The organism is Moorena sp. SIO3I6, assembly GCF_010672095.1.
This window is the reverse complement of the sequence record NZ_JAAHHU010000146.1, coordinates 1-13241: the sequence shown is the minus strand read 5'-3', so window position 1 is coordinate 13241 and position 13241 is coordinate 1. Positions and strand designations below refer to the sequence as shown.

The 13241-nt window shown below is 42.3% G+C and carries 14 protein-coding genes; 7 read left to right on the top strand and 7 right to left on the bottom strand.

What is annotated here, in order from left to right:
* Positions 1-132: 132 nt before the first annotated feature.
* Both htpG and F6K49_RS28045 read right to left on the bottom strand, forming a co-directional pair.
* Positions 133-2133: a molecular chaperone HtpG gene (htpG, locus tag F6K49_RS28050; RefSeq protein ID WP_293101877.1), complete on the bottom strand. Its 2001-nt coding sequence runs from the start codon at positions 2131-2133 to the stop codon at positions 133-135.
* 277 nt (positions 2134-2410) lie between these two features.
* Positions 2411-2692 carry a hypothetical protein gene (locus tag F6K49_RS28045; RefSeq protein ID WP_293027971.1) on the bottom strand — a complete coding sequence of 94 codons (282 nt, stop codon included), beginning with the start codon at positions 2690-2692 and terminating at the stop codon, positions 2411-2413.
* 71 nt (positions 2693-2763) lie between these two features.
* Between F6K49_RS28045 and F6K49_RS28040 the strand changes: the two genes are divergently transcribed.
* On the top strand, positions 2764-2931 hold the full coding sequence (locus F6K49_RS28040) for a hypothetical protein (RefSeq protein WP_293101874.1): 168 nt from the start codon (positions 2764-2766) through the stop codon (positions 2929-2931).
* A 12-nt stretch (positions 2932-2943) separates the two neighbouring features.
* Here F6K49_RS28040 and F6K49_RS28035 read toward each other — a convergent pair whose 3' ends face one another.
* Positions 2944-3924, bottom strand: coding sequence for a sulfotransferase domain-containing protein (locus tag F6K49_RS28035; protein WP_293101871.1), 981 nt, complete (start codon positions 3922-3924; stop codon positions 2944-2946).
* 193 nt (positions 3925-4117) lie between these two features.
* On the opposite strand from F6K49_RS28035, the gene F6K49_RS28030 reads away from it, so the two are divergent.
* The 4 genes from F6K49_RS28030 (at position 4118) to F6K49_RS28015 (ending at position 6270) form a co-directional block, all read left to right on the top strand.
* Positions 4118-4285, top strand: a complete 168-nt coding sequence (locus tag F6K49_RS28030; RefSeq protein ID WP_293101868.1) for a hypothetical protein — start codon at positions 4118-4120, stop codon at positions 4283-4285.
* A 47-nt stretch (positions 4286-4332) separates the two neighbouring features.
* Positions 4333-5514: a glycosyltransferase family 4 protein gene (locus F6K49_RS28025; RefSeq protein WP_293027985.1), complete on the top strand. Its 1182-nt coding sequence runs from the start codon at positions 4333-4335 to the stop codon at positions 5512-5514.
* A gap of 273 nt (positions 5515-5787) precedes the next feature.
* On the top strand, positions 5788-5994 hold the full coding sequence (locus tag F6K49_RS28020) for a hypothetical protein (RefSeq protein WP_293101866.1): 207 nt from the start codon (positions 5788-5790) through the stop codon (positions 5992-5994).
* 21 nt (positions 5995-6015) lie between these two features.
* On the top strand, positions 6016-6270 hold the full coding sequence (locus F6K49_RS28015; protein ID WP_293027991.1) for a hypothetical protein: 255 nt from the start codon (positions 6016-6018) through the stop codon (positions 6268-6270).
* A gap of 481 nt (positions 6271-6751) precedes the next feature.
* Here the strand turns inward: F6K49_RS28015 and F6K49_RS28010 are convergent, their stop codons facing one another.
* The 3 genes from F6K49_RS28010 to hpsE all read right to left on the bottom strand — a co-directional run bounded on the left by F6K49_RS28010 (position 6752) and on the right by hpsE (position 10153).
* Entirely contained in the window at positions 6752-7741 is a 990-nt protein-coding gene (locus F6K49_RS28010) for a glycosyltransferase (RefSeq protein ID WP_293101864.1), read from the bottom strand.
* A 159-nt stretch (positions 7742-7900) separates the two neighbouring features.
* The gene (locus F6K49_RS28005) at positions 7901-8896 is read right to left on the bottom strand and encodes a glycosyltransferase family 2 protein (protein WP_293101861.1); all 996 of its coding nucleotides are present in this window, start codon (positions 8894-8896) and stop codon (positions 7901-7903) included.
* Between the two features lie 219 nt (positions 8897-9115).
* On the bottom strand, positions 9116-10153 hold the full coding sequence (hpsE, locus tag F6K49_RS28000; protein WP_293101858.1) for a hormogonium polysaccharide biosynthesis glycosyltransferase HpsE: 1038 nt from the start codon (positions 10151-10153) through the stop codon (positions 9116-9118).
* Positions 10154-10682: 529 nt separating this feature from the next.
* Between hpsE and F6K49_RS27995 the strand changes: the two genes are divergently transcribed.
* Positions 10683-12245 (top strand): MBOAT family protein, encoded by a 1563-nt coding sequence (locus F6K49_RS27995; RefSeq protein WP_293028003.1) that lies wholly within the window; start codon positions 10683-10685, stop codon positions 12243-12245.
* A 20-nt stretch (positions 12246-12265) separates the two neighbouring features.
* Positions 12266-12391: a hypothetical protein gene (locus F6K49_RS27990; RefSeq protein WP_293061378.1), complete on the top strand. Its 126-nt coding sequence runs from the start codon at positions 12266-12268 to the stop codon at positions 12389-12391.
* 136 nt (positions 12392-12527) lie between these two features.
* Here F6K49_RS27990 and F6K49_RS27985 read toward each other — a convergent pair.
* A partial coding sequence (locus F6K49_RS27985) for an AAA family ATPase (RefSeq protein WP_293101855.1) occupies positions 12528-13241 on the bottom strand: 714 nt, incomplete at its 5' end.

Genomic DNA, 13241 nt, shown 5'->3' with positions numbered 1-13241 from the left:
TCCCTACTCCCTACTCCCTACTCCCTACTCCCTACTCCCTACTCCCTACTCCCTACTCCCTACTCCCTACTCCCTACTCCCTACTCCCTACTCCCTACTCCCTACTCCCTACTCCCTACTCCCTACTCCCGATTACTGTTGCGTCAAGCGCGTCATAACCTTATTCGACCGTTCCACAAACGCCTTCATGCCTTCGGCATCAAAGCCTTTCTGGGCCATCAGTGCCAGGTCATAGACATGCTGACAAATCATGCTAGCCAATTCCGCTGAGGGAGACTGACCGCCACTCTGAATAATACTGCTTTGACTGAGGTTGACTAGATTCTGAATCAGTGGGTGGGTGGTATTGACCACCAAAATATGTTCTTCTGGGAACTGTACCGACTCCTGTTGCATCATGGCAGTCATTTCCTGTAGACGGCGCATTGCTTCCGGTAACAATACCATTGCCGGTGGGGTGCCTTGGGGGTCATCAGACTTGAGGGCTTGAGTCCGGACATTGACCTTAGGCTTATTAATCGCTTGCTCGAACAGTTCCTTAATCAGGTCAGAACGGGTTTTGTTGGTCTTCGGGTCAACAATCTCTTTTTCCTGCTCCTTATCAACAAGGGTATCATCCAGGTCCGAATCGACCCGAGAGAACTTAGCCTCTGTATATTCCCGTTCCAAGAAGCTAATGTAGTGGGTGTCGATAAAGGAGTCCATAAATAGGACTTCTAACCCTTGATTTTTGTGCAGTTCTACATAAGTGGCTTGGCTAGCCTCATCAGTGCAATAGAATACCCGATTTTCGTGATTTTCTTTATTGCGCTCTAGATACTCTTTGATGGTAGTGTAGGGTTGAGAAGAGGAAGACTTGTCCTTTTCTGTGCCAGCATCTGGAGTGACATCCTCCCAAGCATCCCCATCTTGGGATTGCACCTCTACCTTAGGGCTGTCAGTGGTTGGAGCTTCGGAACTTTCCACCGGTTGATAGGTGGTGCGGAAGATCACAATATCTTCTACTTGTTTCTTAAACTTATCGCTATTGATGCAGCCAAACTTAACGAATGTACCCACATCTTGCCAGGAACGGATGTACTGATCCCGCTCATCTTGATACTGTTGCTTTAAGCGATCGCCAACTTTCTTAGCAATAAAGTCACCAATCCGAGCCACTGTCCTGTCCTTGGTCAGAGCAGAACGGGAAACATTCAGGGGAATATCAGGACTATCAATCACCCCTCGCAGTGGCATCAGGAAGTTAGGAATAACTTCCTCACAGTTGTCACTCACAAACACTTGATTACAGAAAAGCTTGATTTGCCCCTTAGTCACATCCACGTCTGGCTTTAGCTTAGGGAAATAGAGAATGCCATCAAGCAAGAAAGGATAATCTGTGTTTAGATGTACCCACAGCAAGGGTTCATCTTGGAACGGGTAAAGATAGCGATAGAATTCTAGATAGTCTTCTTTGGTCAGGTCTCTTGAAGATTTCTTCCACAGTGCCTCATGCTTGTTGATCACCTCATCTTCCAGCTTGATGGGCACTGCCATGAAATCACAGTAGGATTTGACTAGCTGACGAATCCGTGAGGGTTCTAAGTACTCCTGTTCCTCCTCTTGCATGGTCAGGGTAACGGTAGTACCCCGTTCCGTCCGCTCAGAATCCGATAGTTCAAAGGCTGGAGAACCATCACAGGCCCAATGAACTGCGGAAGCTCCTGATTGATAAGACAGGGTATCAATTTCCACCTTCTGAGCCACCATGAAAGCAGAATAGAAACCCAATCCGAAGTGACCGATAATCTGTTGGTCAGCTTCCTTTTGGTACTGCTGGATAAATTCTTCAGCGCTAGAAAAAGCAACTTGATTAATATACTTTTTCACCTCATCGGCAGTCATCCCAATGCCGTTATCTGAGATGGAGAGAGTTTTCTTATCCTTATCAATGGTAATTTTAATTTCCGGGTCTCCCACATCCCCGTCAATCTCCCCAGCATAAGAGACCATCTTCAACTTCTGGATGGCATCCACTGAGTTGGAGATCAGCTCCCGCAAGAAGATTTCGTGATCGGTGTAGAGAGACTTCTTGATAATCGGGAAGATATTCTCAGTATGAATCGTGATTGTGCCTTGTTCCAGTACAGTCATTGGTATAGGTATATTTATATGAATGTCCCTTTAACGATTCTGAGGGATAACTTTTGATACGACAGATGGGGTTGTCCACCGATAGGGATTCGGATTTCCGTATCTTGGGTAGGACTAGTGAAGTTTATTTGGTTTCGCCCCCCTAACCCCCCAAATCTACAGAACATGGTTGGGATAGGGACAACAATGAAAAATTTCCTGGCTAGGGATGAGAGGTAATAGCCAAAACAGTCAGCTGCTTGTTCAGCTTCAGATTGAAATTCCAACCGAAAATCCACTAGTCATCAATCTCCATGCTAGCATATTGAGCAAAATCACCTAAATATTTTCCTTTCCCTTCTGCTGCTTGGTGGATACCTCGTTTCACCTGCGCCAGGGTTTCGGGATTTTGCCATAACCACTGTTCTTCTTCTGGAATTGGATCGAGTAGGATTTGTCCTGTATCGTTGATCAAGACTCGGTAGACTTTTGCCTTAGCTTCCGGTTCTAATTTTAAACAAAAGTGCTCATCAATTTGGGCAGCATTATCAATGACCTGGAAGTTTTGGTTAAGAATCATTTTTAATAGCCGACTAGCTAGATATATACACTAGTTTAGTCTAGCCTGTTGAATAAGCCCACTTGCCTTGAGTGCGATTGACTTGCTTGTCACGCTACGCGATCGCTAAACACCCCACACCTGATACCGAGTTGCATTCAAAGATAGTAGATTGGTGGGATGGGGAGATGGGGAGATGGGGAGATTGGGAGATTGGGGCAATAGAAAGTTGTACCTTTGACCGCTACTTAGTATCATAGCCCACAACAGCTTCAGGGTTTGTAGTGGGAAAAATCCGATAAATGTTCCTCCATTTGGTGATTCAGATAATCAATATCCTCTTGATTTAAATATTCAGTAAATCCTCCCACTTTTCCTTTACGAGTTTTGTAAGACTCTTGATCTTGCTGGTCAGTTGGAGTCAAGCGATCGGATTTAAATGTCCGGTTTTGTTCCATCTGGCGCATATTCTTAAAGGAGGCAAAGTTAACAGCTTCCTCAATTACTTCATTCCGAACTGATTTAACCCCTAAAAATTCTAAAACCCGCTTCAATTCTTTTTTGGTATTTGTTTGGATATCTTCATAACGCACCAGCAAAAAATCTTTCGGTAGATGGCGATTAGCTTCCCATATATTGTAATACCGAATCAAGGTATCAAAGCTCCCCACTGACTCATGAATGAAGCTAGGCAAATCCCCCTCATAGGGTTTAATTCGTTCAGCATACTGCTTCAGAGAGTCTACTTGCTGCATGATGTGAGCATAGTGTCCCACCCGTTTAGTATGTTCAAAGTAGATAGATACTACTACATCCCTAGGGTCTCGGACTAATAGAATTACCTTAGCATTTTTATAGTTGGCCTTACTTTGAACAAGTTCATCAGGCTTTTTCCATTCTGGTTCATCATCATGAATAACTCGAATTTTTGGGACATCAGGGTGCAATGGTGCTAAGGTTTCCAACTCCAATATTCTCTCCATAATTTTGGGGTCAGTTAGACCTAAATGCTTTTCTAATACCCGTCCAATCATCAATCTGAGCCAGGTTCGTCCAGATTTAGGAAATGAAATCAGATAGGCATCCACTGACCGTTGATCATACCAACGCACTAGACTAGTGATTAGAGGCTTTTGAGCCATTCGTCCTAGGAATGTTCCTAGTTTTCGTCTTCCTTCTGGTGGTAGTTTGCTCTTGACAAAAGACCAAGCACCAACAATGATTGATCTAACTAAAATCCCGTTAAGTATCATAATTATTATAGGTTAATTTTAGATGTTAACAAAAGGGAGTCGGGAGTCGGGAGTCGGGAGTCGGGAGTCGGGAGTCGGGAGTAGAGAGTAGGGAGTCGGGAGTCGGGAGTCGGGAGTCGGGAACTTCGGAATTGCCAAAAAATCCTGTTTACGTCATTACTATAAAAAAAGCTATTTTAACAAAAAAACCAAAGTGATCAATTCCCTATTCCCTGAGCGCAGCGCTATACAATTTAACTATATACCCAAGATAAATAAATCCGCTATAGCAATTCTCAGACTCATTCATGAGATACACATAATTTTTACCACTCCACCCTACCTACTCCCTACTCCCTACTCCCTGCTCCCTGCTCCCTAAAACCCAAGACGAAAGTACCTCACCCATATTGATAACTGCTATATACCATGACTAAAGTTTTTATAATCTGTTCTGGTCTGGGTCATATCCAGCGGGGCTATGAATCGTTTGCCCAAGAGTGCTTCGCCGCTTTATCTCAGGAATCTTCTCTTGATATCACCCTGTTTAAAGGAGGAGGTAAGTCTCAAGAAAAAATGATTACATTATGGAATCTACCACGGTATAGTTGGATGGCCGGTCAACTGGGAAGATTGGTTAAGCAATTAAGTAACTTTTTAAAAAAAGGTGACTATTTTGTCAGACAAGAAGGCTACTTTATTGAACAAGCATCATTTATCGTAAGTTTATTATCACATATATATCGTGAACGTCCAGAGGTAATTTACTTCAGTGATGATGGCTTAGGCTATCTACTGTGGCACTGGCGGCGTTTGACAAAACAGAGTTATAAGCTGCTTTTCCGTAATGGAGGAGCCTTCTCTCCTCCTTTTTACCGTTGGGATCATGTACAGCAGTTAACACCAATTCACTATAAACAGGCGTTAACCTATGGAGAGCCTGTTGAGAAACAAAGTCTACTTCCCTCTGGATTCTTCATCCCTTCCAAATTACAGATACTGTCACCATTAGAACGAGAGGCTTTACGAGAGAAATTAGGACTACCGAAACAGCAACCGTTAATTCTTTCTGTGGCAGCGATTAACAAGTATCATAAACGCATGGACTACATCATTCATGAAGTAGCGAGTTTGCCAAAACCTAGACCATTCCTATTATTATTAGGTCAACAGGATTTTGAATCACCGGAAATTATTCAGCTTGGGGAATATCTATTAGGGGTTGATCAGTTTCAAGTGCGAACTGTTGCTCGTGAGCAGGTAACGAATTACTATAAAGTTGCTGATATTTTCGTCTTAGCTTCTCTCCATGAAGGATTACCACGAGTAATTGTCGAGGCGATGTCCCATGGTTTACCTTGTTTAGCTCATGATTATGACATTACTCACTTTGTTTTAGGCAATGAAGGATATTTCGCTAATTTTGAATTAACTGGAAGTTTAGCTAATTTAATTACTCAAGTATTGAGTGAAGGGTATAACGATAGTAAGCGTAAAAATTGTCATCGCAAGGTCTATGAAAGGTTTAGTTGGCAGCAGTTATCAACCGCCTATGTTGATATGATTGAACGGTGTAGATTAATGGCAAAGGGAACAGGGAGTAGGGAGTAGGGAGTAGGGAGTAGGGAGTAGGGAATCGGGAGTAGGGAGTAGGGAGTAGGGAGTAGGGAGTAGGGAGTAGGGAGTAGGGAACTTCAGATTTTACAAATTTACTGTTGTCGAAGCTTTCGGTAATATTACTCCGAAAAAAAACGCGATGCTCAGCAAAGAGCCGCTACGCGATTGACCTGCATGTCACGCTACGCTAACGCTAACTTGTTATTACAATTTTAGCTAACCGATTTTATCGGTAATTTTAATTAAACAAAAACGCGATTGACCTGCATGTCACCCTACGCGATTGACCTGCAGGTCACGCTACGCGAACGCTTCCGATATTTTCCCGATTCCCGATTCCCGATTCCCGATTCCCGATTCCCGATTCCCGATTTCCGATTCCCGATTTCCTCGTTTCCTTTAAATTATCCCTCAAAAAAAATTCTAAAAACCCTTGACAACTATCTTAGTAATCATTATGATTATATTTATTAAGTTAAAAACATTGTTTCGACTATGCATCACAATTTTCTGCCAAATTCAGACAACAATCCAGAGGATATCACTCCGAAGATTACTCCTGAGGAGTTTTCCGAAAAAGAATTCCTTGTTCCGTATATTCTGAAGGGAACTCGCCAGCAAATAAGCCATACCATGCATATCCTTAATGCCATGGGCTATGCACAGCTTTCGGAGTGGAGTCCTCTTCAGCCCACTGGAATTCCAGGGCAATTTATTACGATGATGAGGAGATACTGGATTTGGCGTTAATACCTTAAATTTCTGGGGGGGTTTCCCCCCCGGACAAAGGCTCCGGTCTGTTCGCGTAGCGAACAGATTGGTAATAAAATTGAGTGCATAAGCGAAAATTCCTAGCCGTGGAAAGTATTTCTGCGGCTATTTTTTTGGGTTAGCAGGTTTAAGGTTTTTTGGTTGAAGGTTTTTTGGTTGAAGGTTTTTTGGTTGAAGGTTAGCAGGTTTAAGGTTAGTGGGTTTAAGGTTAGTGGGTTTAAGGTTAGCAGGTTTAAAGTTATTAGTGTTGAAGGTTAGCAGGTTTAAAGTTATTAGGTTTAAGGTTATTAGGTTTAAGGTTAGCAGGTTTAAGGTTAGTAGGTTTAAAGTTAGCTATCAGCATTCAGCCAAAGACCTTGGCCTTCGGCTGAATGCTGAATGCTGAATGCTGAATGCTGATTGCTGATTGCTGATTGCTGATTGCTGATTGCTGATTGCTGATTGCTTACGATACACCCGTCTAAGGTTCTGTTCGCAGATATCCAAGAATAGTGCTAGTATTAAATAATCCTGGAAATCGATTCAGTAATGCGGTAGACTGAGGAGCAGGTAATATAAGTAATAGGATAATTTTCAGCAATACTTTTAAGGTAACCTTTGCCAGTAATAAGGTTGGATCATGTCTGAGGGCATGGCAAAGAAATCGGAGTGCGGCTAGGGTTATGTGTCGTTCTGGAAATGATTCAAAAGCCTTGAAAATTAGGTACTTATACAGGTTAGCGAGGCTGTGCTTTTTCAGATATTGTAGAGAATCAGGAGCAGCAGCAAAGGCTCGTTCAATTACTTGTAAGCAACCTGCTTCCATCTTGGAAGTATCAGAAGAGGCTGAATTAGCTGAGACTCGATATAAAATGTGTGGGTATGGTACAGCTACAAAGGGATAACGAGCTGCGAGCCGCAGCCACATATCCCAATCTTCTGCCTGGGTTAGGGATTCATCAAATTGACCAACTGTGTCAAATGCTTTCTTACGAATCAGGACGTTAGAACCATTTTCCAAAAAATCAGTTAGCAAGAGCTGAGGATAAACATTACCATTGAGAGTGATATGGTTACCCCGCCGCACAAACTGACCTGATTCATCGATATAATCTGTCCAACTATAGGCAACGGCGGCTTGGGGGTTTGCTTGTAAGGCGTTTAACTGGAACTCTAATTTATCTGGATGCCAGAGATCATCGGCATCTAGGAAAGCAATATAGTCCCCTGAAGCATGGGATAATCCACGATTACGGGCTGAGTTGACACCAGCATTGGGATAGGAAAAAATTTTTAATCGAACATCTTTGATACTATAAATTATTTCCCCTGTCGAGTCTTGGGAGCCATCATCAATAACAATTATTTCAAAATCCGTAAATGTCTGATTTAAAACAGATTGAATAGTCTGTTTGATAGTTTTTTCGTCATTATAAACTGGTATAATTATAGATATTAAGCTGGCCTTCATTTAAATTTCATGGTTCTGACATTAAGGGAGTAGGGAGTAGGGAGCAGGGAGCAGGGAGTAGGGAATAGGGAGTAGGGAGTAGGAAAAAATTTAAGTATTTAGTTTAATATGATAGCTGATAGCTGATAGCTGATAGCTGATAGCTGATAGCTGACAATGCTATACTGATTTAGTTCTATGGTTCATTAGCCCCTTAATAGTTTCTTCTGGAGCATTTTGCTGCTTCAAATAGGTTTTGAGAGTTGTTTCAGTTTGACTCTTGAGTAAAAAATCACTGACTAACAGTTTAATAACTTGCCTAACATATAAAATAGCATACCTCCAGAAAGGTACATGTTTTGAATTTTGATAAATTATATTGACCATATGCCAGATATTATAATTTGACTTTAAATTAGTGAATCCTTTCAAAATCTCTAGTCTTTTGGCTGTATTCGGTTGAAGATACCATTGTAGTAAAGGGGGCATATAACGAATCAAGTCATTTAAATTATAATCAGTAGTGGCTTGGAGTTTACTTGACAAAATCACGTTAAATCCTGATTTATGAGCACGACTAACAAACTCAAAGTCACCGCCGTAATGCCGGAATCTATCAGCATCTGGAAATCCAATTTTATCGACCACTGCTCTGGGGATGATAGCTATATTACCATTTAGGGTATCGACTGACCTAGCTTCTGCTGTCGCAAAATAATCCATACTCCGAATTGGCTGTTTTTTATGCATGCCACTGAACACAATCCAATCGGAATAGGTTTTATCCCGGACAATACCCCCAACAATTGTATTATTGTACAGTGGAGATTGACAAATATCAATCAGGTTGTTAAGGAAATTGTCTGACAGAGAAATATCATCATTTAGCCACACTAGGTAATCGGAGTCTAATTTATCTATGGCATAGTTCATCCCGAGACAAATTCCACCTGTCCACCAAAGATTGCCATCTCCCTCAATTAAGTAAACATTGGGAAATTGACGTCTAATCATGTCTGGGGTGCCATCTGTGGAACCATCATCTACTATGATGACTGAGATAACTGAGGTATTATCGGTATTTGCTTGAGGAATTTGCTGAAAAATTTGACTCAGAATATTCTGAGTATAGTGTTGCCTATTTCTAACTGGAATAATTAAGGATATTTGAGTCATTTTAGCAAAGGGAGTAGGGAGTAGGGAGTAGGGAATAGGGAGTAGGGAGTAGGGAGTAGGGAATCGGGAGTCGGGAATCGGGAATCGGGAATCGGGAGTAGGGAGTAGGGAGTATTAAAAAATCATTGTGTGTACTTCATTAATAGTAAACAAAATATCATTAATGATAATAATTATTTGTAATGTCAATTATTATTATGATAGTGTTTGCGTCAATTATTATTTTCCACTGTTCCCTGTTCCCTGCTCCCTGCTCCCTGCTCCCTGCTCCCTGCTCCCTGCTCCCTGTTCCCTGTTCCCTGTTCCCTTATTTTGTAAAAGCTTTCTAATAGTAAAAAATGGACTGAGCAAACTGCCCCAGAAGAATTCCAGTTGAAAGGCGGCAATGAGATTAGTTTGAAATTGTCCTCGATACTTAAGGAAATGTAGGATAAATCGGCGCAAATTTCCCAATAAGGTTTTGGTAATTACTATAGGCTTTTGCCAAAAGGTAGCATTAATCAGGCGGAGCTGACATGTGGCCAAACCACAGCCACGAGCGAGAGTGAGCAAGTAATCTCTCTGAAGACGCCACTGGGGAATCTGATGATAGCTATGCATGGCTGGGTTATACCAAATTTCCCAACCTGCTTTGTACATATACAGCAATGGCTCATAATCATCCCCCTGCACGAATAATCCGGGCAGTTTGCCTGTCAAACTGGGACGAGGTGGCACACTATCGAGCCAAGCTTGTCTACGAACGACTAAGCTTGCCCCTGGGGGTAGCCTGATTTGCTCGGGTTGAAAGGGATGGGGGTTTGGTCCATGTTCCCGAATTGCGAGAAATTGCTTGATGGGATCAAAATTTTCTGGGGGTTCGACTTCAAAATCACCGTGAATTTGACCACTGTAGGCTCCTGCCTTAGGATACTTTTGACCAAAGCTATAGGCTGCAGCAATCCAGTTGGGATCAGGTAAATTGTCATCATCTAAAAAACCGATTAATTCACCTTTAGCCTCCTGGACAGCTCGCAACCTGGCAAATGCTGATCCTTGTTCGAGTTCAAAACAATATCTTAAGGGGACAGATAAATCCCAATTGCTTTGATAGTCTTGAATAACCTGGGCAGTATCATCGCTACTATTGTTGTCAACAACAATAATTTCCCAACTGATGGAGTTGAGGAAAGTTTGCGATCGCAGTCGTTCGAGCAGTAATGGTAAACGCTTCGCCCCATTATAGGTCGGAATCGCTACAGTAAAGTCAACAGCCATAGAACTAGCTCATCTAGCTTTGTTAGTAAATCACCACAATTTTGCCAAATTGGCTCAACTAATAGAAGCATAATTTGATATCCTGAGATATCCTGATTGGTGATTTGAGATTGATGGAGAGAACCTCCTTCACCCACTCAATCATAATTATGATAAGATCAAAAACTGTATTTTCCTGGAATTCAAGGGCGATCCCATTGGCCAGCATGGGTGAACTTACCCATATAACTCGTGGTCTAGACAAGGTAAGGGACATGCAGGGTGTTTACAAATTATTTTCCCTTACCTAAAAACCTTTGAGTATGGACGTCATTGACTAGAACCATTGACACCGGACTAGGTAAGGGACATGCAGGGTGTTTATAAAATTATTTTCCCTTATCCAAAAATTTTTTGAGTGTTGACCGTTGACTCTTTAGTGTTTACTGTTGACTGTTTCGTTTTGACTATTTAGTGTTAACTATTAACTATTGACTGTTAACAAACAGCAATATTCCTAGCATTTCCTACTTACCAAGAGTCATCTACCGTGTTATTCAACTCATACGCTTTCATCTTCGGCTTTCTGCCCATTACCCTGGTGGTTTTTTTTGGCTTAAGTCGCTTCCGTGTGGTTAAAGCCACCTGGGTATGGATGACGTTAGCATCCCTATTTTTTTATGGTTATTGGAAAATTGCTTATCTGCCTCTGTTAATAATTTCAATTAGTGGTAACTATGTCATTGGTAAACAGATAGAGAAGCTAGTAATTCTGTTAGACGAAGGAAGTGGAGAGGATAATGCGGCTCCTGATAAACCCGATAAAATCTCAAGCCTAGTATCTACAGTAATTAGTTATAAACAGCAAACGAAACTGCTGCTTTGGATAGGTATTTGCTTTAATTTAGCGATTTTGGGCTATTTCAAATATGCTAATTTTTTCGTAGATTCATTAAACTATATTTTAGGCACAAGTATCACTATTCCACCAATCTTACTCCCCTTAGCAATTTCTTTTTATAGCTTTACCCAAATTGCCTATATTGTTGATGCTTATCGTGGGGAAACGAAAAAGTGTAGGTATAATTTTATGACCTATAGCCTGTTTGTGTCTTTCTTTCCCCAACTGATAGCCGGTCCAATTCTCCGTTACGATGAACTATTGCCCCAGTTTGAGAAGTTACGCAATAGCCTGTTTTCCTGGAAAAACATGGGAATGGGGCTGAGCCTCTTTATCCTAGGTTTAGGTAAAAAAGTTGCGATCGCAGATAATCTATCTCCCTGGGTAGCCACTATTTTTAACAATACTGACCAACTCAGCTTTGTAGAAGCCTGGGTTGGGGCATTGAGTTATACCTTTCAACTGTATTTCGATTTTTCCGGCTACTCTGACATGGCAATTGGCTTAGGATTAATCACAAATATCCGCCTACCGATTAACTTTAATTCACCCTACAAAGCGAGATCTATCAGTGACTTTTGGCGACGTTGGCACATTACCTTATCCAATTTCCTCCGGGATTACCTGTATATTCCTCTTGGTGGTAATCGTCGCGGTCGTCTACGTCAATATGGTAACTTATTAGCCACAATGCTTCTCGGAGGATTGTGGCATGGTGCTGGCTGGACATTTGTGATTTGGGGGGGACTCCATGGCTTATTTTTGGTAATTAATCATAGCTGGCGGCAAATGAAGCTATCGATGCCGAAAATTATAGCCTGGATCCTGACATTTTTAGCAGTGGTGAGTACGTGGGTATTGTTTCGGGCAACTAGTATTAGTGATGGTTTAGGAATATTACAGGCAATGGTAGGACTCAAGGGCGTTATCTTGCCTACTACTTATCAAAATACCTTGGGTTGGTTAACCCCCTTAGGCATCCAATTTCAGGAGTGGCAAGAGATGAACGTTCTTCTGCCACCTATAGGTTTAGAAAAGACCTTTATGGTACTATTCGGACTAATCCTAGGGGTTACCTTTTTGCCTAATACCCAGCAAATCATGGAACACTTCAAGCCTAGCTGGTACTGGGCAACAGGTATTGGCTTAATCGCTACATTTTGCCTACTATCTCTTAACCGAGTTTCGGAATTTCTTTACTTCCAGTTTTAAAGGTGTGGGGAGATGGGGAGATGGGGAGATGGGGAGATGGGGAGATGGGGAGATGGGGAGATGGGGGAGTGTGGGAAGTGTGGGAAGTGTGGGAAGTGTGGGAAGTGTGGGGAGTCAGATCAGCAACGGTTGTGTCCCCCCCTTAATAAGGGGGGTTAGGGGGGATCCCTAGTTTCCACGGAGCTTTGAAAGTGCAGATGCAGCTCCAAACTCTTCCCCCTGTTCCCTATTCCCTGTTCCCTATTCCGCTGCTCCCTGCTCCCTGCTCCCTGCTCCCTGCTCTTAACTAACCGCTGGAACAACTGATTCACTAGCTGTTACTGGTTTACTGGGTACTTTATTACTAAATGTAAGCCCCTGATCTCCACAATCAATGAAAATGGTATCCCCTTCGATAAACATATTTTCTAAAATCTTAGTAGCAATGGGATTTTCTAACTCCCGCTGAATTGCCCGCTTCAAGGGACGAGCACCATAGACGGGATCATATCCAGCGTCGGTCAGATAATCTTGAGCTTGCTCGGACATTGCCAGGGTAATCTTTTGCTCTGCCAACAGCCGCTCAATCCGTTTGAGTTGAATCCCGACAATTTTCCGCAATTCATCCTTGGTTAGAGTATGGAATATGATCACATCATCGACCCGGTTCACAAATTCTGGGCGAAAATGCGATCGCAAGGACTCTGTCACTCGTTTGCGCATTTCCTCATACTTGGAATCATCCCCAGCTACTCCCAAAATATGCTCACTACCAATATTGCTGGTCATGACAATAATGGTATTCCGGAAATCGACGGTTCTGCCTTGGGAGTCGGTAATTCGTCCGTCGTCAAGTACCTGTAACAAAATGTTAAATACATCCCGGTGTGCCTTTTCCACCTCATCGAGCAATACTACTGAGTAAGGACGCCTACGCACGGACTCTGACAGTTGTCCTCCTTCTTCATACCCTACATATCCTGGTGGGGCACCTACTAACCGAGAAACTGCGTGTTT

Coding starts and splice junctions, on each gene's coding strand:
- htpG (WP_293101877.1), bottom strand. CDS start 2,133: ATGACTGTACTGGAACAAGGCACAATCACGATTCATACTGAGAATATC.
- F6K49_RS28045 (WP_293027971.1), bottom strand. CDS start 2,692: ATGATTCTTAACCAAAACTTCCAGGTCATTGATAATGCTGCCCAAATT.
- F6K49_RS28035 (WP_293101871.1), bottom strand. CDS start 3,924: ATGATACTTAACGGGATTTTAGTTAGATCAATCATTGTTGGTGCTTGG.
- F6K49_RS28025 (WP_293027985.1), top strand. CDS start 4,333: ATGACTAAAGTTTTTATAATCTGTTCTGGTCTGGGTCATATCCAGCGG.
- F6K49_RS28020 (WP_293101866.1), top strand. CDS start 5,788: ATGTCACCCTACGCGATTGACCTGCAGGTCACGCTACGCGAACGCTTC.
- F6K49_RS28015 (WP_293027991.1), top strand. CDS start 6,016: ATGCATCACAATTTTCTGCCAAATTCAGACAACAATCCAGAGGATATC.
- F6K49_RS28010 (WP_293101864.1), bottom strand. CDS start 7,741: ATGAAGGCCAGCTTAATATCTATAATTATACCAGTTTATAATGACGAA.
- F6K49_RS28005 (WP_293101861.1), bottom strand. CDS start 8,896: ATGACTCAAATATCCTTAATTATTCCAGTTAGAAATAGGCAACACTAT.
- hpsE (WP_293101858.1), bottom strand. CDS start 10,153: ATGGCTGTTGACTTTACTGTAGCGATTCCGACCTATAATGGGGCGAAG.
- F6K49_RS27990 (WP_293061378.1), top strand. CDS start 12,266: ATGGGGAGATGGGGAGATGGGGAGATGGGGAGATGGGGAGATGGGGGA.